This is a genomic window from Oceanobacillus sp. FSL K6-0251 (genome assembly GCF_038004725.1).
Taxonomy (GTDB): domain Bacteria; phylum Bacillota; class Bacilli; order Bacillales; family Amphibacillaceae; genus Oceanobacillus; species Oceanobacillus oncorhynchi.
On the sequence record NZ_JBBORS010000001.1, the window covers coordinates 1272760 to 1292263 of the forward strand.

Annotated in this window: 14 protein-coding genes; 13 read left to right on the forward strand and 1 reads right to left on the reverse strand. The window is 41.5% G+C overall.

Annotation, left to right across the window (positions count from 1 at the left end):
* The first annotated feature begins 13 nt into the window (after positions 1 to 13).
* The 5 genes from abc-f (at position 14) to MKY45_RS06555 (ending at position 5874) form a co-directional block, all read left to right on the forward strand.
* Positions 14 to 1465, forward strand: a complete 1452-nt coding sequence (gene abc-f / locus MKY45_RS06535) for a ribosomal protection-like ABC-F family protein (protein WP_341172735.1) — start codon at positions 14 to 16, stop codon at positions 1463 to 1465.
* Positions 1466 to 1609: 144 nt separating this feature from the next.
* Positions 1610 to 2059, forward strand: coding sequence for a hypothetical protein (locus MKY45_RS06540; protein ID WP_193063081.1), 450 nt, complete (start codon positions 1610 to 1612; stop codon positions 2057 to 2059).
* Positions 2060 to 2093: 34 nt separating this feature from the next.
* Complete coding sequence (locus MKY45_RS06545; RefSeq protein WP_212928813.1) at positions 2094 to 2681, forward strand: anthranilate synthase component II; 588 nt, start codon at positions 2094 to 2096, stop codon at positions 2679 to 2681.
* Positions 2678 to 4417 (forward strand): aminodeoxychorismate synthase component I, encoded by a 1740-nt coding sequence (gene pabB / locus MKY45_RS06550; protein WP_341172736.1) that lies wholly within the window; start codon positions 2678 to 2680, stop codon positions 4415 to 4417. Before MKY45_RS06545 ends, pabB begins: the two co-directional genes overlap by 4 nt.
* A gap of 266 nt (positions 4418 to 4683) precedes the next feature.
* Complete coding sequence (locus MKY45_RS06555) at positions 4684 to 5874, forward strand: MFS transporter (protein WP_042532630.1); 1191 nt, start codon at positions 4684 to 4686, stop codon at positions 5872 to 5874.
* A gap of 125 nt (positions 5875 to 5999) precedes the next feature.
* Here MKY45_RS06555 and MKY45_RS06560 read toward each other — a convergent pair whose 3' ends face one another.
* The gene (locus tag MKY45_RS06560) at positions 6000 to 7577 is read right to left on the reverse strand and encodes a BCCT family transporter (RefSeq protein ID WP_042532632.1); all 1578 of its coding nucleotides are present in this window, start codon (positions 7575 to 7577) and stop codon (positions 6000 to 6002) included.
* A gap of 591 nt (positions 7578 to 8168) precedes the next feature.
* Between MKY45_RS06560 and MKY45_RS06565 the strand changes: the two genes are divergently transcribed.
* The 8 genes from MKY45_RS06565 to MKY45_RS06600 all read left to right on the forward strand — a co-directional run bounded on the left by MKY45_RS06565 (position 8169) and on the right by MKY45_RS06600 (position 19010).
* Positions 8169 to 9656 (forward strand): amidase family protein, encoded by a 1488-nt coding sequence (locus MKY45_RS06565; RefSeq protein ID WP_256705907.1) that lies wholly within the window; start codon positions 8169 to 8171, stop codon positions 9654 to 9656.
* A gap of 82 nt (positions 9657 to 9738) precedes the next feature.
* Positions 9739 to 11418: a PucR family transcriptional regulator gene (locus MKY45_RS06570; RefSeq protein ID WP_256705908.1), complete on the forward strand. Its 1680-nt coding sequence runs from the start codon at positions 9739 to 9741 to the stop codon at positions 11416 to 11418.
* A 218-nt stretch (positions 11419 to 11636) separates the two neighbouring features.
* A complete protein-coding gene (locus MKY45_RS06575; RefSeq protein ID WP_256705909.1) occupies positions 11637 to 12857 on the forward strand; it encodes a M24 family metallopeptidase in 1221 nt (406 codons plus the stop codon).
* Between the two features lie 30 nt (positions 12858 to 12887).
* Positions 12888 to 14093 (forward strand): cystathionine gamma-synthase family protein, encoded by a 1206-nt coding sequence (locus MKY45_RS06580; RefSeq protein WP_042532638.1) that lies wholly within the window; start codon positions 12888 to 12890, stop codon positions 14091 to 14093.
* 275 nt (positions 14094 to 14368) lie between these two features.
* Positions 14369 to 15901, forward strand: a complete 1533-nt coding sequence (locus MKY45_RS06585) for an AbgT family transporter (protein ID WP_341172737.1) — start codon at positions 14369 to 14371, stop codon at positions 15899 to 15901.
* A 241-nt stretch (positions 15902 to 16142) separates the two neighbouring features.
* Positions 16143 to 16721: a DapH/DapD/GlmU-related protein gene (locus tag MKY45_RS06590; RefSeq protein ID WP_256705911.1), complete on the forward strand. Its 579-nt coding sequence runs from the start codon at positions 16143 to 16145 to the stop codon at positions 16719 to 16721.
* A gap of 336 nt (positions 16722 to 17057) precedes the next feature.
* Entirely contained in the window at positions 17058 to 18041 is a 984-nt protein-coding gene (locus MKY45_RS06595) for an aldo/keto reductase (protein WP_341172738.1), read from the forward strand.
* A gap of 120 nt (positions 18042 to 18161) precedes the next feature.
* Positions 18162 to 19010, forward strand: coding sequence for an aldo/keto reductase (locus tag MKY45_RS06600; protein WP_289585191.1), 849 nt, complete (start codon positions 18162 to 18164; stop codon positions 19008 to 19010).
* The last annotated feature ends 494 nt before the right edge of the window (positions 19011 to 19504 follow it).

Genomic DNA, 19504 nt, shown 5'->3' on the forward strand with positions numbered 1-19504 from the left:
GGAGGTAGCAAATATGCAAAACAATCAATTTGAAATAAAAGACGTCGAATTAACGTATTTAGATAAAGATATTTTTTCCATCGAACGGTTAGCGGTTCATTTTATGGATCGGATTGGTATTGTCGGTCCGAATGGGGCGGGAAAAACAAGTCTGCTCCGTTTGCTGGCAGGAGAGATAGAGCCGACAAAAGGGAAAATTCACCGCCATGCAAGCTTTGCTTATTTAAAACAAATGGAATTCCCGGGTGAGGAACAAGCAGATCCAAAGGTATTAGGCAAGCTTCAGGTTCCCAATATAGAGGAAGGCATCAGCGGCGGTGAGCAGACGAAAATAAAAATAGCACAGCTTTTGGCAGCGTATAACGAAGCACTGTTGATTGATGAACCAACTACGCATCTTGATCAGCAGGGAATCCGTTATTTACGGAGAGAACTGGAGAATTATTATGGGACGCTAATGTTAATCAGCCACGACCGGAAGCTTTTAGACCAGCTCGTTACAACGATTTGGGAAATTCGTGACGGAGAAATCCATGTTTACTCCGGTAATTATACGGAGTATGAAGAACAGAAGGCTTTGGAGGAATATCAGCAGCAGGAAGCGCATGAGCAATATTTGAAGGAAAAAGCCCGTTTAGAAGCAGCAGCACAGGATAAAATGCAAAAGGCTGCGAAAATGACGAAGGGCGCAAAAGCAAATGCTCGAAAGAAAGAAGGAACGGACCGGCGGCTTGCGTCAAAACCTAAAGATGTTTCGCAAAAGGCGATGCAAAAAAGTGCCAAAGCCATGGAAAAACGGATGGACCAATTGGAAAAGGTCGATGCTATTCAGCATGAACGGCCCATTCAGTTTCATCGTTCCAAAGCGTTAGAACTGCATCATTCCTTTCCGGTAATGGGAAATCAGCTGACGCTAAAGGCTGGGGAAAAACTGCTTTTAGAAGAAGTCCGTTTTCAATTTCCTTTGGGTAAAAAAATTGCGATTACCGGAGCGAATGGTTCTGGAAAAAGTACGCTGCTGAAGGCGGTTTACGAGCGGCAGGAAGGACTGGAGATTTCACCGAAAGTAGCATTTGGTTTCTTTGACCAGCTTGCTTATCAGGAGAAGTCAGACGAAACGATTTTAGACAGTTTAAAGAAAACAACCGATTATGAGGAAGGCTTTTTACGCAGCATTCTGCATGCCATGTATTTTAAAGGAAATTCGATTTATAAAAAACTGTGTCACTTAAGCGGCGGTGAAGCGATCCGGCTGCAGCTGTGCAAATTATTTCTTGGCTCTTACCATATTTTATTACTGGATGAGCCGACGAATTTTTTGGATATCCAGACAACGAAAGCTTTAGAAGCATTCTTTAAAGGCTATCCGGGCACCATTATTTTTGTTTCCCATGATGCAGCCTTTATCGAAAATACAGCAGATCATGTATATGAAATAAAAAATAAAAATATCACTGAAAAGTAAGGAGAGCAGGGGCAGCTATTTGCTCCTGCTTTTTTACCTTATATAATAAAAACAAAAAATCATACACTTTCCAGATGGACAAAACAGTTCACAATATCAATAATAAGAACAGACAATTCATTTAAAGCAAAAAAGGTGGACAGCATGATGAAAAAGATACTTATTATTACATGTGTCATTGTAGCAGGAGTATTTTTCCTCGTTGGAAAATGGGGAGGAGATAGTAAACTATTTGCACAAACATTACCCTCTAATATGAATGAAGCACATGAGATTAAAGAAATTACCATATACGAAGTGAAGCCGACAGGAAAGCCTAAAGCCATTTCGCTAACGGAAAAAGAAGATATTGCCAAGATTTTAAAAGCTGGTGAAGCGATGGAACTCAATGAAACAAATGACTTTGTAAGCTCTGGTTATCTGCTTCTGTTTCAAGGCTCTAAAGAAAAATATGCGTTGACCGTGAATGAAGAAGGAAACATAGATATGAACGGGCATGAAGAACATTATGATATTAAAGGAAAAAATGCATTATTCCAGGCTATTCAAGGAATGGATAATCAATGGGAGCTGTTAAAGGAGGGGGAGTTATAGAGATTTACTATTTTGACGATTTGGAGGTGAAGAAATGATTTTAATGATAGATAACTATGATTCATTTGCTTATAATATCGTCCACTATCTGGAGAATTTAGGTGAAAAGGTTGTCGTTAAATATAATGACCAGCTGACTATCGAAGCAATCGAGCAGCAGCAGCCGGAGTATATTGTCTTATCGCCAGGACCCCATACGCCTGAAGAAGCAGGAATGACATTAAAGGTCATTGAGCATTTTAAAGGAAGTATTCCTATTCTTGGTATTTGTCTCGGGCATCAGGCTATCGGCCAAGCCTTTGGAGCTGCCGTGATAAAAAATAATCCTGTTCATGGAAAGCAGTCGCTTATTTTTACTGACCAGCAGGGCGTTTTTTCACAGCTTCCTAAAAGCTTTACGGTGACAAGATACCATTCTTTAAGTATCGATTCGGACAGCATTCCGGAATGCCTTGAAGTCAGCGCGACTACAGAGGATGGAACAATCATGGGGATACGTCATAAAGCCTACCCCATCGAAGGGATGCAATTCCATCCGGAATCCATCAGCACGGAGCATGGCTATACATTGCTGAAGAATTTTCTAATGCAATATAAAAAGGCAGGTGAACTTCAAAAATGATAGAGAATACGAAAATGTTATTTGATTTTTCCTTTGAAGAAGAAGAAGAAGGTGTGCGCCGTATTTTTGACAAGCCGATGGACATTCTAATTGCTCATTCAGATGATGAAGTAGAAAATGTTTTTGCACAAATGGAAGGATACCAGCAGCAGGGCTATTATCTGGCTGGGTATATTTCCTATGAAGCTGCCTCGGCATTTGATAAAAATCTGGTGACCCATAAAAAAAGCGACCTGCCGCTTATGGTGATGGGGGTTTTTAAAAGTGTACAGCTGGAGCACACAAGGCCGGCTGCTGACCGTGCCTATCCTCCGGTGAATTGGGAGATGACAACCCACAAGCAGCAGTATCAGCAAAATATCGAATCGATAAAAGCTGCGATTGCGAGAGGAGATACATATCAAGTAAATTATACTGTTCGGATGGAAGCAGATAGAGCAGTGGATGCAGATTTACTGTATGAACAATTATCTGGCGCGCAGCAGGCAAGGTATGGTGCCCATCTGCAAATAGGGGATTACCAAATTGTATCTGCCTCTCCGGAGCTGTTTTTTGAACGAAGGCAGCAGTTCATCCATACGAAACCAATGAAAGGAACCATCAAACGAGGGCGGACTCCAGAGGAAGATTCCTCTAATAAAAGGAAGCTCACTCATTCCGAAAAGGACCGGGCAGAGAATGTAATGATTGTGGATTTACTTCGAAATGATCTATCGAAAATTGCTGTACGGGGTTCTGTTCACGTACCGAAGCTTTTTGAAATAGAAAAGTATCCTACAGTTTATCAAATGACCTCAACCATTAGGGCAGAATTAAAAAAAACCCTCAGCAATTTTGATCTATTTAAAGCGTTATTTCCTTGCGGTTCCATCACCGGTGCACCAAAGCAAAGTACAATGGAAATCATTCACGAGCTGGAGGATTCACCGAGGGATATTTATTGTGGAAGTATCGGTTTTATCACACCAAATCAAGATGCACTATTTAATGTTGCGATACGGACTGCTTGGATGAAGAATGGGAAACCGCCTGTTTATGGAGCAGGAGGAGGAATTACCTGGGAGTCGGATACGGAAGGGGAATATGAAGAAGCTTTAGCAAAAACAGCCATTTTAAAAGCGGCTTCTCCGTCCTTTCAAATTGTAGAAACAATGAAATATGATGGGACACAGATACTTCGGCTGAACAGGCATCTCGCCCGGCTAAAACGAACGGCGCTTCAATTCCAGTATCCTTATTACATGGATAATATCCGGCAACAGCTGAAGGAAAAGGTAAAGAATTATGATGGAGAACAAAGAGTACGCCTTTTATTGGGCCAGGATGGGGAAATAAACATAACCTGTACGCCGCTTATGAAAGAGTCGGAAGCAATAAAAAAAGCAGGGATAGCTTCCTCGCCAATCAATAAAAATGATATTTTTTACTATTATAAAACGACGAATCGGCAAATGTACACGTCTTTTCGAGAGCAAGCCCCTGCTTCCTTTGATGTCCTTCTATGGAATGAAGAAGAACAACTGACGGAGTTTACGATTGGGAATCTGGTAATAAAACAACAGGGGGCCTATTATACGCCGCCTATTTCTTCGGGACTCCTTGCTGGTACTTACCGGGAAGAACTGCTGGAGCGGGGAGTAATAAAAGAAAAAATTCTGTGGAAGAAAGACATCTCTTCTTTTGAAGAGGTCTGGCTGATTAATAGTGTACGAGGCTGGGTAAGGGTAACATTTTAAAAAATAATTTTGTGAAAAAGATTGCATGATTAACCGGTGCGATCTTTTTTTATGCATGATGAAATGACTGGAATATTGCTGCAGCAAAAGGGATTTATAGCTGTTCGATTATAAACATGCATGTTGTTAAAAGAAGTCGATGGCAGTCAAAAAAAAGGCAAAAAAATTTTGAGCAAAAGTATATCTGAAATAAAAAAGTTATGATATGATGTATCAGATTCCCAAGGGAGGTTTTAAATGAAATTTTAGTTAAGGAGAAATGAAGTATGGAAAAACAAAATATGACACTGTCTATCTTGCTGATGAATTTGTTTATTGCATTTTTAGGTATTGGGTTAGTTATTCCAGTTTTACCTACTATTATGAATGAATTGAATTTGTCTGGATCTGTTGTAGGGTACTTGGTAGCAGCTTTTGCAGTTGCGCAGCTTATTGTTTCACCACTTTCTGGAAGATGGGTCGATGTGTTTGGACGTAAACGCATGATCGTTATCGGATTATTGATTTTTAGTTTTAGTGAGTTTTTATTCGGTATCGGGAAGACCGTAGAAATTTTATTTATCTCAAGAATTTTAGGTGGAGTGAGTGCTGCTTTTATAATGCCTGCAGTTACCGCATTTATTGCCGATATTACAACGCTTGAATCCAGACCGAAAGCGTTAGGCTATATGTCTGCAGCAATCAACACCGGATTTATTATTGGTCCTGGTGTCGGTGGATTGCTGGCGGAAGTAGGACCGAGAGTCCCGTTTTTCGCAGCGGCAGGTTTAGCCTTATTCACAGCGGTTTTATCCACAATAACATTACGTGAACCAGAAAGAAAACAAATGGAACAAGGAGAAACAGCAGCTCCAAAACCCGGCTTAGGAAGAATCTTTGTTCCAATGTACTTTATCGCGTTTATTATTATATTTATTACCGCATTTGGTTTATCTTCCTTTGAATCGCTATTTTCTCTATTCGTGGATCATAAATTTGCATTCACACCGAAGGATATTGCGATCATTATTACCGGAGGAGCGATTGTCGGCACGATTGCACAGGTTGCCTTGTTCGGTAAATTGGCAAATAAATGGGGAGAAATTCGTTTGATTCGTTATTGTCTCATTTTCTCTGCCATTCTTGTTACGGCAATGACCGTTGTGGAAAGCTATGCGATGATTTTATTCGTAACGATTGTTATCTTTATAGGCTTTGATTTACTAAGACCGGCTGTGACCTCTTATCTGTCAAAAGCGGCTGGAAATAATGAACAAGGCTTTGTTGGTGGAATGAACTCGATGTTTACAAGTATTGGAAATGTATTTGGACCAATTATTGGCGGGATATTATTTGATATAAATTTAAATTATCCTTATTATTTTGCAGCAATGGTATTGTTAGCAGGTATTGCTGTGGCAATGGTTTGGAAAGAACCAAAAACGCAGGCAGAACACGCATTAGAAAAAATAAAATAATTGCTGAAGAATAACTGGATAGAAGAAACGCACTTGTGCGAGCGGAAGGCTCTGAAGCACAAGTGCGTTTTGTATATTAGCAATCATTTTTTTACAGAAAGGGAGCAACCTTCAGGAAACAAAAGCTAATCCTTTCTGCTTATATTTTCAATCGTAATCGATTTTGGCTTTCTAGCATCTCTCTGCAGTTTTAAATCGTCTGTAGAAGCCCGCATAAACGACCATGCCAGCAGAATCATGATGAAAATAACCGGGAATCCGGCAACAATACTGGCTGTTTGCAAGGTCTCCAACCCGCCGATAAACATTAACGCCATCGGCAAAATCATTAGCATAAATGCCCAGAAAATCCGGTGCCAGCGCATTGGCTCGCCGCCGATCAGTTTTCTTTGGGCTACAGCTGCCAAAATATAAGAAGCTGAATCAAAGGTGGTCGCTAAGAAAATAATAGCGAGTATCGTGAAGACAGGAATAATAAACCAGGAAATCGGCAGCTGATCCAAAATAGCAATAATGGCAGCCGGGGCTCCATATTCATTCATAAATCCAATCACATCGAAGGATTGGGACAGCTGCAGATAAAGGCCATAATTTCCTAAAATCCCAAAGAACAGGACACAGCCCAGTGTTCCGTAAATTAATGTTCCAAGAACCATCTCTTTGATTGTTCTTCCTCGTGAAATTCTAGCTACAAAGAGCCCGACAAACGGTGCATAAACCACCCACCATGCCCAGTAGAAAACGGTCCAGGTTTCCGGGAAATTCGTTGCTTCATATCCTGGAACAGAAGCTAATGGCTCAAGCCAGGTTGCCATGGAAAAGATATTATTGACAATCCGTCCGATACTTGTAAACGTCATTTCGCTGATAAATAAGGTTGGACCGAAAATAAAGACGAAGGCTAGAATAAATAACACGAGCCAGATATTTAAGTCACTCAGCAATTTAATTCCTTTATTAATACCGGAATACGAGCTGAATGCAAATATAGCAGTACATATGAGCATAATGACTGCCTGCATTCCCAGCGATACAGGAATACCAGTAACGTGATTCACGCCTTCTGCAATCATTGGCGTTCCGAGTGCCAGAGTTGTTCCGGCTCCACCAAGCAGACCGAAAATAAACAAGACATCAATTATTGTCCCCAGCGGTCCATCTGCGTGTTTGCCAATAACCGGCCGGGAAGCTTCACTGATTTTAAGTACAGGTTTTTTGCGGACATAGTAAAAGTAAGCGATTGGCAGGGCGGGCAATGTATATAGTGCCCATGCAACAGGTCCCCAGTGGAACATGCCATAGCTTGCTGCCCAGTTGATAGCCTCCTCCGATTCCGGTGTAATACCGAACGGCGGCCCTTCATAATAGTAAGCCCATTCAATCATTCCCCAATATAATATACTTGAGCCGATACCTGCGGAAAAGAGCATGGCAGCCCATGAAAATGTTCCAAATTCTTTTTTTGTATTTCTGTCGCCGAGTTTTATGTTACCGTTTCTGCTGAATGACACATAAAGCAGAAAGATTAGGACGCCGAGTCCCAATAATAAGTATAGAATACCAAAATTTCCTGTGACAAATTCATTTGCCTGATTAATCACGGATGCGCCGGCTTCCGGGAATAAAATCAATGGAATAACGACACTAAACAAAATAACAAGCGCTAATATGAAAGTAGGCCAGTCTATTAAACGTTTATTCATTTATTCATCTCCTCATCTGTGTTGAATGTTTTTAGGATGTCATGGATAACTGTCTGAATCAATGGTTTAAAAAGGGCCTACCTTGTTTTGTATGCTTCCCTATATATCCGTTTACAAACAAAAGTACAAGGGACTCATGTTTCCTGGCTGAAACGCTCTTGCAAACGGTATAGTAAAAAGCAGAAATTATTTAACATTCGGAACGGAAAAGGACGGTATTATTTTTTTCGTTAGCTATTAGGAAGCGGAATTATTCCTGATAGCGGACGATGCGAATGCTGGGGCAGAATATTGTAGAGAAAAGTCGCCATTTGTAAAACGATATTATTATAATATTCTCTGCAGATTTTATCAAGGGCATTTAGATGGAGGAGGCTTTGTTCCGGGCAGTTTGAAACCGTATCGTTTATGGTAAAAATAAGGTAGAATAAAAGGAAATTGGGAAGGAGATACAACAATTTGAAGAAAACACGATGACATTCCCGCTAAAGAAGATTCAGGCAGGCGCTGTACCAAATATATTGCAGCAATCCGAATCAGAGATGGACCTGCTGTTTCCCTATTAAAAAAGAAATATAAGGAAGTGATTCGATGACGTTTCATGAATATAAAAACTATGATGCAACGGGTCTGGCAGAGCTTATCCGGCGAAAAGAAGTACAGCCCTCTGAATTAGTAGAAACCGCCTTTAGTCAGATGCATCAAGTGAATCCCGAGTTAAATATCACTACCCATCAACGGGAGGAAGCAGTGAAAAAAGAAGCAAATCAATTTCTTGTTCAAGAAGCTGCTTTTTCAGGTGTTCCCATATTGATGAAAAATATCTCACAAGCCATTGAAGGAGAAAAATTAACCTCAGGCTCGCGGCTGCTTCAGAATCATGTAGAGAAGCATGATAATTATTTTGTTAAAAAATTTCGGGAAGCGGGCTTTTTATTTATGGGGCATACCAACAGCCCTGAATTTGGCTTGAAAAACATAACCGAGCCAACGCTGTATGGGCCGACAAGAAATCCTTGGAATCCGGCTTACTCTCCTGGCGGGTCAAGCGGAGGGGCTGCAGCAGCTATTGCCTCTGGTGTTGTCCCAATGGCAGGAGCAAGCGACGGCGGCGGTTCAATCCGCATACCTGCATCCTTTAGCGGGCTGGTCGGATTAAAACCGACACGCGGACGAACTCCTGTAGGACCGGGAGTCGGCAGACAGTGGCAGGGAGCATCGATTAATTTTGTATTAACCAAAACTGTACGGGACGCTGCTGCTATGCTGGACCAATTACAGGTGGTAGAGCCTCATGCTGCCTTTCAGACGCCGTTATATGAAGCGGGATATCAGCATACGCTGTCTGCCAAGCTTCCCCAACTGCGGATTGCTTTCACTACAGACTCACCGGCAAATACCCCTGTATCCGATGATGCAAAAAAAGCAGTGCTGCAGTTTGTCCGCCATTTGGAACAGAATGGACATATTGTGGAAGAAAAAACTTCTCCCGTTGACGGGGTTCAGCTGATGCGGGACTACTATGTGATGAACAGCGGGGAAATGAATAGCGTTATCCGCGGACTTGAAAAGACAATGGGAATGTCATTGACAGCAGAGGATATGGAAATCGAGTCATGGCTGCTTCATCAAGCTGGAAAATCTGTATCAGCAGCAGATTATTCGGACAGTTTGGCGTCCTGGGACCGTGCAGCAGAAATTATGTCTATTTTCCACCAGTCCTATGATTTCTATATTTCTCCGGCTGCCGCTTTTCATGCTCCAAAGGTCGGAGAGCTGACGATGACAGCGCAAAAGGAACAGGAATTTAAGGAAAGAATGGCTGTTGAAAAGGAAAAGCAGAGCATCATTTACGATATGTTTTTGCCCAGTTTAACGTACACCCCATTTACGCAGCTTGCGAACTTAACAGGGCAGCCGGCTATTTCTTTGCCGCTTTATGTCACAGATAATGGATTGCCAATTGGTGTGCAGGTTATGGCAGGAAAAGGCGGAGAGCATCGTCTTTTGCAGCTTGCCTATGAAACAGAGAACAGTGATTTATGGAAGGGCATGCAGGGCAACCCTTATTTTTCATAATAAACCTTACTCCTTTTAATATCTGTTAGAATAATGAAAAAGTAGTTTAAATAGAATAAAAGAAGTGCCGAGGAGGGACCAAATGGAAATTACAGTTCAAGATATGTTGCAGGAAGAGTTATTTGCACAGGCTGTTGTCGAGACAGGGAAATCGAACTTTTCTGAGAAGAAAATCCAATGGGTATCTGTCATTGAAATGCCTGTGGAGAATTTTGTCCGGAAAAATGAGCTTGTTTTAACTACAGCGCTTGGCTGTAAAGATGATTTGGATGCTTTCATGCAATTTGTAGAAGATATTATCCGTGCAGAAGCGAGTGCATTAGTCATTGCAACAGGGAGACATATTAATGAGATACCGTCTGAAATCAAAGCGTTGGCAGAATCGCATTGTTTAACAATGATTCGCATTCCCTGGGAAATCCGTTTTGCAACGATTGTGGAATTCGTCATGGAGGAGCTGGCACAGAGGAAAAGTTCGGAAATCCTTCAGAATGTGAAGGTACAGCAGGAGCTGCTGCAATTTCTTCTGGAAGAAAAACGTCTGCACGAGCTGCTGGAATTTATCCAAATGCAGGTCGCTGCAAATGTATACCTAACGGATCATCACTTTCGTTTGTATGATTTGGAGGAGTATTCCAAAGGAGCACAGGAAAAATGGCAGCTTGTTTTTCAAATGGAAGAGAAAATCATTCTTCGACAAGATAGATTCATGCGTGACCCATATAGGCAAAAATTTGATTTAGTTGCTTTTCTGGATAAAGAGCTGATTCAAATTCCTATTTTGCAAGTAACCGGCGAAGCGAAAGGCTATTTATTTGTAGAACTTCCCAATCAGGCAGCTTACGAGCCTTTTTTAAATAAATACGGTCAAATACTGGAGCATGCGGCTACAACGATCGCCTTATGGCTCTCTAAAAGAAATGCCGTGGAAGCAACAGAGAATAAACTGCGCAGTGATTTTGTCGAAGAACTGGCAAAAGGAAAATTTCGTAATGTGGAAGAGGCGGATTTACGTGCAAATCCGTTAGGGTACTCTATTTATCATACGTATGTATGCATTCTTGCTCAGCCGGAAAAACTGCGGGAGATTTATAAACAAAGGAAACATGCATCAGGCACTTATTCTCTATGGGAGAAAACGATGCACGGCTACTTAGAGGAAGAACTGGTATATGCTGCGCAGACGTTAAAACAAGAAGTGATGATGACGCAAACAGAGGAAGCATTTTTGGTATATTTGCATATCGAGCATCAGACGGATTATCAGCTTGCGACGGATTTTTTGGATTTGGTTGACAGACGTCTAAAACATTTTTTTCCTGAGGTAACTTTACGTTGGGCAGTTAGTGGAAAAGTAGAATCATTTACCGATTTTCAAAGATCATTTATAGAAGCAAAACAGGCAATGCAAATTGGAGAAAAGAAAGGAAATCCGCGTACATGGTATGAAGATACAGTGCTTGAGCGGATCTTGTTGCAGCTTCAACCTATTTCAGAAATGGATACCATCAGGGAGGACGTATTAGAGCCGCTGTTAACGTATCAAGAAGAAAGGAAGATTAATCTGATAGAAACATTTCTCATTTTTCAGCAGCATCGGGGAAATGTCAGTAAAACAGCTCAATCACTCCATCTTCACCGACAGTCATTGTTATACCGCTTGCGAAAAATAGAAGCGCTGACGGGACTGTCGCTCCATGATTCTCATCATTTATTCCTGTTGGAGCTGAGTATGAGAGCATGGGAAATAAACAACACATGAGTGGAAGAACGAAAAGTATGGTCTGTATGGAGATCATGCTTTTTTATTTAGGACGACACCTCCTAACTGTATAATAAAATAATTTTCTTTTCATACAAAATGTCGGATGATTTAAAGAATAGTTTAAATATATAATAAATTCAAACAGAAATAAATATCATTTCATCGCAGAAGAGCATTTTGGGAAAATAGGAAGATGGGGAGGGGGCTTATTTGCTGTGAAAGTGGCTCGAGAGGAGTACCGGGAACGTTTAGCGAAGACAAAGGAGAGTATGGCAAAGCAGGAAATAGAAGTATTGCTTATCACCAATCCGGCAAATATGTATTATTTAACCGGTTTTGACGGCTGGTCCTTCTATGTGCATCAAATGCTGATTGTAATTGATGAGGAGGAGCAGCCAATCTGGATAGGGAGAACAGCAGATGCCAATGCTGCAAAAGTGACCACATGGCTGCGGGAAGAAAATATAATTGCTTATCCAGACACGTATGTACATTCGCGGATAACCCATCCAATGGATTTTATTGCTTCGATTTTAACAGAAATTGGTCTGAGCAGCCGTCATATTGGTGTGGAAATGGATAGTTATTATTTTACGGCAAAATGTTATGCTGCGTTAACTCAAGGGCTTCCGGATGCATTATTTAAAGATGCGACGTTACTCGTGAATTGGCTGCGTATCGAAAAGTCTCCAGTGGAATTAGCGATGATGGAGCGGGCTGCAGTGATTTCTGAACAGGCGATGCAGGCAGGAATCGACCTGGTGAATGAAGGGGTCAGAGGCTGTGATGTCGCTGCCCAAATCAGCTATGCACAATTCCGGGGAACGCCGCAATTTGGCGGCGATTATCCAGCGATTATACCGTTGCTCCCAGCCGGGGAACGGACTTCCACGCCTCATTTAACATGGACGGATCAGCCCTATCAGATAAATGAGACCGTTATTTTAGAGCTGTCAGGCTGCTATCAGCGCTATCATGCCCCGATTGCACGGACCGTTCAAATTGGAAAGCCGTCTGTATCGATGAAAAACCTGTCATCTATTGTTTTAGAAGGGTTACATGTATGTCTTGATTTTATTAAGCCGGGAGTCACCTGTGAGGAAATAGAAGCAGTTTGGCGGAAAACGGTAGAGAGACACGGCGTCTTCAAAGAGTCACGTCTCGGCTATTCGATGGGATTAAATTATCCTCCAGACTGGGGGGAGCATACAGCAAGTATTCGAAAAGGGGATAAAACGATTATCCGTCCCAATATGACATTCCATCTCATTCCTGCTATCTGGTCGGAGGGGGAAAGCTTTGAAGTCAGTGAGTCTTTCTATGTGACAGAAACAGGCTGCAAGACATTTGGAAACGTACCAAGAAATCTTTATGTCAAGGAATCCATGCCAATGAAAGAGATAGAGGAAGACAAAAATGAAAATTCTGCCGGGTAAGGGAAGGCGGCAAAATAGGAGGCTGAGAAAATGACACACAAGAAAGAAATTGACTTGGCGACCAAAACGGTCTGGGCGGGAGAAGCGGATTATTTGGTTCATGGGGCGACGCAGGTGCCTGTTGTGTTGAGCGTAGCCTATAATTATGATGATATAGATGAATGGTTTGACGTAGCTACAGGAAAAAAAGCAGGGCATATTTATGGCCGGAATACGAATCCAACCGTCCAATCCTTTGAAGATAAAATCAAAGAAATGGAGGGGGCAGAAGCGGTAACCAGTTTTTCAACGGGAATGGCAGCAATCAGCAACACATTAGCTACGTTTTTAGTTCCGGGAGATCGAATTGTTTCTATTAAAGACACTTATGGCGGAACGAATAAAATATTTTCCGAATTTCTTCCGCGTCAGCAAATTGAAGTTCATTTATGCGATACAGGAAATATGGCAGAAATGGAGAAAGAGATAAACAAAGGCTGTGAAATTTTATATTTAGAAACGCCTACGAATCCAACTGTAAAAATAACCGATATTGAACGGATGGCTAAGGCAGGGAAGGAAGCGGGCGCATTAGTGATTGTGGATAATACGTTTGCAACACCGATGAATCAACGTCCGCTGGCTCTTGGAGCAGATCTTGTTATCCACAGTGCGACCAAGTTTCTGGGAGGGCATGCCGATGCTTTAGGGGGTGTCGTCTGTGGCAGGAAAGCGCTGATTGAGCCTATTTTCCATTATCGGGAAATCAATGGTGCTACAATGGACCCCATGGCTGCTTATTTAGTCCTCCGTGGTATGAAAACATTACATCTTCGTGTTCGTGAGCAATGTAAAAATGCGATGGCGCTGGCATTATACCTTCAAAAACAGGATATCGTAGAGGATGTATTTTATCCCGGCTTGCCAGACCATCCCAATCATGATATTGCTAAAAAGCAGATGGATGATTTTGGCGGCATGCTGAGCTTTTCTGTAAAGGGAGGCATCGATACAGTTCGAAAAGTACTTCCAAAGCTGCAGTTTGCCCATCGTGCTGCGAACTTAGGGGCAGTGGAAACAACAGTAGGACCGGCAAGAACAACCAGCCATGTGGAATGCACACCAGAGGAGCGTGCAGCCCTTGGTATACCGGAAGGGCTTATCCGTGTTTCCTGCGGTATTGAAGCTACCGATGATATAATCCATGATTTTGAGCAGGCGCTGCAAGCAGCGAAATCAGATAAGCTGCTTTCTTAATCATAACAATAAGAGTAAATATGAAAACCGAATGGGTACCTTACATTCGGTTTTTCATGCTGCAGGATAGCATATTAAACGAAATGTTAAGACCGTTCTACAGAAGGCCTCCTTGATAATAAATACAGTATTCATAAAATTATACCTAATGTTACTTTTATTACTTTTGCGGAAAGGGTTTTCATTATCGATTAATCTATGTATAATGAGAACCGTTCTCTAGGCCTTTTATTAGTCAGAATATTATCGATTTACAAAAAGAGAGGAGCGACAATATGTCTAAAGAGAAAAAGAATCCATTTCAACGATTTTTAGATTTTGTGGAAGTGGTCGGAAATAAATTGCCGCACCCGGCTACATTATTTGCCATTTTGGCCTTACTGGTTTTAGTCCTTTCTGCGGCATTACAGCCATTTAATATAAGTGTTGAAAACCCTGGCGATCCAGGAGAAGCGGTGGAAATTAAGAATCTTCTGAATGCAGAGGGGATTGAATATATTTTTGGCAGTATGACCGATAACTTTATCGGATTTGCGCCGCTTGGTGTAGTACTTGTTACGATGCTTGGAATCGGGGTAGCAGAGCGGACAGGCCTTATTAGTGCGTTGCTGCGCGGGTTTGTATTGGCAATCCCGAACCGCTTTATTACATTAGGTATCGTTTTTGCGGGGGTAATGTCGAGTGTGGCTTCTGATGCAGGCTATGTTGTTTTACCTCCATTGGGTGCATTAATTTTTGCGGCGCTTGGACGCCATCCATTAGCAGGTCTTGCGGCAGCATTTGCCGGCGTATCTGGCGGTTTCAGTGCGAACTTATTCTTATCCGGAACAGATGTGATGCTTGGAGAAATGACCATTGCCGGAGCTGCTATTATTGACCCTGCCTATGCAGAGCAAATGAATATTGCCATGAACTACGGTTTTATTGCCGCATCAGTGGTAATACTCACCCTTATCGGCAGCTGGGTAACAGAAAAAATTGTGGAGCCTCGGCTGGGTACGTATAAAGGAGAAGCAACGGAAGACATAAAAGGAATTACAGCAATAGAGAAAAAAGGACTTATTTGGACAGCAGTTTCGTTTGTTGTTTCTTTTGTACTCGCGGCATTGCTGGTTATCCCTTCTAATGCGCCGCTGCGTGGAGAAGACCCTGGATTAGACGGGATTATCATGTCACCATTTATGGATTCCCTTGTACCGATTATCGCTATTTTATTCTTAATCCCAGGACTTGTTTACGGTTTGATAACCAAAGAAATTAAAAGTGATAAAGATGTTGCAGCACAAATGAGCGATACGATGGCATCAATGGGGATGTTTATCGTCCTTGCCTTTACAGCAGGTCAATTTGTCGCTTACTTTAATGAAACCAATATGGGACTGGTAATTGGTGTTTATGGAGCAGAATTCTTAGACAGTGTAAACTTCAGCGGAATTGGCTTAATTCTGTTGTTTATTCTGATTGCTGCATTTATCAATATCTTTATTGGAAGTGCATCTGCAAAATGGGCCATGATGGCTCCCGTATTTGTTCCGATTATGATGCAGCTTGGCTATGCACCGGAATTTACACAGATGGCATACCGTATTGCTGATTCAGCAACAAATATTATCTCGCCATTGATGACATACTTTGCAGTAATTATTGCCTTTGCCCAGAAATATGATAAGAAAATGGGAATTGGAACCCTCGTATCAACCATGCTTCCATACTCTATCTTCTTCTTGATAGGCTGGACAATCATGCTGGTTGTTTGGATGTGGCTGGGTATTCCTCTTGGACCAAACGGACCGATTTATTACGGATAAATTAAAAACCATGAAGAGTGTGACAGCTTTTCATGGTTTTTTAATTTGTTTATTATTTTAATAATCGTTCCATTTTACTTATCCATCCTGAGAAAGGTAGAACGAAGTCACTATAAAATCATGGAAAAGCATTAATCGCTATGTTTAAATGGAAGTAAGATTGGATGAGCATGAAGGTTATGACAGTGTCTTTTTAAAATAGTGAATGAAATAGAAATACAGCTGGAAGGGAACGATCCACATGGAATTAGAGGAATTGTTATCAAAAATGGCAGAAGAAGGCGTGATTCATGGCGGTTCAGAAGTCAATAAGGCAATGGTGGCCGTATCAGATGAAACGAGGCGATTATGTGCCATATTAAATAATGGCGTGTATACCAATGAAGAAATCAGACAGCAGATGTCCCAGATTACCGGCCAAGAATTAGATGAAAGTTTTTCCTTGTTTCTACCGTTTACCTCCGATTTTGGAAAGAACATAAGCATCGGGAAAAATGTATTTATAAATTCTGGATGCCGTTTTCAAGATCAGGGGCAAATCATTATCGGTGATGGAAGCTTAATCGGGCATAATGTTGTGTTCGCAACTATCAATCATGACTATGATCCGTTAAACCGCGGAACGATGTACCTTAAACCCATTGAATTGAAAGAGAGAACATGGGTTGGTTCGAATGCAACCATTCTGCCTGGGGTAACAATCGGTAAAAATTCGGTTGTTGCAGCCGGATCCGTCGTTACTAAGGATGTCCCGCCGGATACAATCGTTGGCGGGAACCCTGCTAAATTTATATCGAATCTAGAGGATAAAATAAAGTAATCCTCGTTATTTTTAGCTGGCAGAAGAACGGAAATAAGAAGTATGCCACTGGCTGGTCAGAGCGATTTGCAGTAAAAGAACATGGTTTAAACCATACCGATTTACGGGAAAATACGTTTCGATAATAAACAAATAGGATTTATCACATTTGCGATAAATCCTATTTGTCGTAAGTAATATAAGTATGCTTTTGGAGTATGAATTGCATGCAATCTAGGCATTTGTTGTCAAAGATACCGCGTTTTATAATGATAGATAATGAGGGGAATATAAAGTAGATTTGTTGGCAACCGTTAGAAAAAAGCGAATATTCTTAATCAAAGAAGGGTGTTTTAGATGGAATATGTAAAGTTTGGCAATACTGGTCTGGATGTTTCTCGTATCTGCTTGGGAGCGATGGGATTTGGAGATCCCGAAAAATGGATTCATAAATGGGTTTTAAATGAAGAAAAAAGCCGGCCTGTGATAAAAAAAGCGATCGATGCAGGAATTAATTTCTTTGATACGGCGAATGTTTATTCCATGGGAGAAAGTGAACGGATTCTTGGGAAAGCGTTAAACGATTATGCCAATCGTGACGATATCGTTCTGGCTACTAAAGTGCACCAGACGATGCGCCCAAATCGTCCAAATGGAGGCGGTTTATCCCGTAAAGCCATTTTGAGTGAAATAGATCATAGTTTAGAACGTCTTGGGACAGATTATGTTGATTTATATATTATTCATCGCTGGGATTACGATACGCCGATTGAAGAAACGATGGAGGCACTGCACGATGTAGTGAAGTCTGGAAAAGCACGTTATATCGGAGCCAGCGCCATGTATGCGTGGCAGTTCCAAAAAGCTCAACGGGTAGCGGAACGCAACGGCTGGACGAAATTCGTCTCTATGCAAAATCACTATAATTTAATCTATCGGGAAGAAGAGCGTGAAATGGTACCTTTCTGCGAGGATGAAAAAATAGCACTCACACCATATAGTCCGCTTGCTTCAGGAAGATTGACACGTGACTTGTCTAAAACGACGTATCGCTCGGAAACAGATACCGTTCAACAGTCCAAATATGATGCTATGATGGAATCGGATAATGGTATCGTAGAACGTGTGGGTGAAATAGCAAACAACCATCAGACAACAAGAGATAAAGTTGCCCTGGCTTGGCTTCTTCACCAGAATCAGGTTGCAGCTCCAATCATCGGTGCCCAAAAAGAAAATCATATTGAAAGCGCAGTAGCTGCATTAGATATTCAGTTGACGTCTGAGGAGATAGATTATCTGGAAGAATTATATATACCTCATCCAGTCGTTGGGGCGCTTTAATGTTTTAAAAGAAAGGTGTAAAACTCGTTATTTTCTCGATACCGCCTCTTTTGCGTTTCATTTTGCTCTAAGAGTGGAACAGACATAGAAAGCAGTTCCTAAAAAGAGGAGTGAAGCGCAATGAAAAAGGTGGAAATTGCCGGCAGAGAAGTGCTGCCGATTGGCTTAGGCACCATGAACATGGGAGACAAGGCGGGTACATTTAATCAAGAAGTACAGGCCATCCGTACCGGGATTGATCAGGGTGTACAATTGATTGATACGGCTGAAATGTACGGCAGCGGGAATGCGGAGAAATTAGTTGGAAGCGCTATAAAGCCTTATGCCCGGGAAGATTTATTTCTTATTTCAAAAGTTCTCCCGTCGAATGCATCAAAAAAAGATTTGCCAGTCAGCTTGGATAATAGTTTAAAAAGATTAGAAACCAATTATATCGACTTATATTTACTGCATTGGAAAGAAGAGGTTCCTCTTAAAGAAACGGTAGAAGCTTTAGAGGAGGCAAGAAATCAAGGCAAAATCAAAGCATGGGGCGTTTCTAATTTAGACGTGGACGATTTGGAGCATGTGATTCATTTACCGGGCGGGGATAACTGCAAAGCGAATCAAGTACGCTATAATGTCGCAAACAGAGGTATCGAATTTGATTTAGTGCCGATGATGGCTCAGCATAACATGCCCGTGATAGCTTATTCTCCAATTGACCGCGGCGACAGCTTCGGAGCGAATTTAACGAAACAACAGGTGTTAAAGGATCTAGCAGAAAAACACGAGGCAGACGTATTCCAAATTCTATTAGCCTGGTCGATACGGAATGGAAGAACGATTGCTATCCCGCAATCCAGTAATCCGGATCATGTTGTGAATAACATAAAAGCAGCGGAAATGGAACTAACAGAGCAGGATTTGAAGCAAATCGATACAGTGTATCCTGAACCAGCCTCGAAGCAGCGCCTTGCTTTATGGTAGGAAGGTTTCGGGAAATCTGATTTTATTAAAAGGAAGGGCAGCTGAGGAAGAAACCCCGGCTGCTCTTTTTGCATGTTGAAAATAACAGTGTAATTCGTTGACATAAAGTTCACTTTATAATGTAAGGTGAACTTATTAAGTGAAATTACATTTAGTGGTCTTTTCCTCCTCAACTGAAAGATTCTTATAAAAATGAGTTTAAACTATCTAAGTTGAAATAGTTAATCTATCTTTTTTACTTAACAAAAATAAATTATTTTTTCTATAATTAAGCACTCTAACCAGCGGAGGAAATACACGGAGACTCCTACGGGAATGCGCAATGGTCTTCGGTGGGGCGAGTAATCGCAGTCCCAGTGTGAAGACCCCGCAGAAAAAGTAGTCTTCTTTTTTGAGGAGGCTGAGGACAAGCCCGTGGAAAGCGTAGTGTATTTCCGGAGCGACTGCTAGAAAGTAAAATCTTTGTTCCAACTAATATATATCAGAAAAATGCA

Coding starts and splice junctions, on each gene's coding strand:
- abc-f (WP_341172735.1), top strand. CDS start 14: ATGCAAAACAATCAATTTGAAATAAAAGACGTCGAATTAACGTATTTA.
- MKY45_RS06540 (WP_193063081.1), top strand. CDS start 1,610: ATGATGAAAAAGATACTTATTATTACATGTGTCATTGTAGCAGGAGTA.
- MKY45_RS06545 (WP_212928813.1), top strand. CDS start 2,094: ATGATTTTAATGATAGATAACTATGATTCATTTGCTTATAATATCGTC.
- pabB (WP_341172736.1), top strand. CDS start 2,678: ATGATAGAGAATACGAAAATGTTATTTGATTTTTCCTTTGAAGAAGAA.
- MKY45_RS06555 (WP_042532630.1), top strand. CDS start 4,684: ATGGAAAAACAAAATATGACACTGTCTATCTTGCTGATGAATTTGTTT.
- MKY45_RS06560 (WP_042532632.1), bottom strand. CDS start 7,577: ATGAATAAACGTTTAATAGACTGGCCTACTTTCATATTAGCGCTTGTT.
- MKY45_RS06565 (WP_256705907.1), top strand. CDS start 8,169: ATGACGTTTCATGAATATAAAAACTATGATGCAACGGGTCTGGCAGAG.
- MKY45_RS06570 (WP_256705908.1), top strand. CDS start 9,739: ATGGAAATTACAGTTCAAGATATGTTGCAGGAAGAGTTATTTGCACAG.
- MKY45_RS06580 (WP_042532638.1), top strand. CDS start 12,888: ATGACACACAAGAAAGAAATTGACTTGGCGACCAAAACGGTCTGGGCG.
- MKY45_RS06585 (WP_341172737.1), top strand. CDS start 14,369: ATGTCTAAAGAGAAAAAGAATCCATTTCAACGATTTTTAGATTTTGTG.
- MKY45_RS06590 (WP_256705911.1), top strand. CDS start 16,143: ATGGAATTAGAGGAATTGTTATCAAAAATGGCAGAAGAAGGCGTGATT.
- MKY45_RS06595 (WP_341172738.1), top strand. CDS start 17,058: ATGGAATATGTAAAGTTTGGCAATACTGGTCTGGATGTTTCTCGTATC.
- MKY45_RS06600 (WP_289585191.1), top strand. CDS start 18,162: ATGAAAAAGGTGGAAATTGCCGGCAGAGAAGTGCTGCCGATTGGCTTA.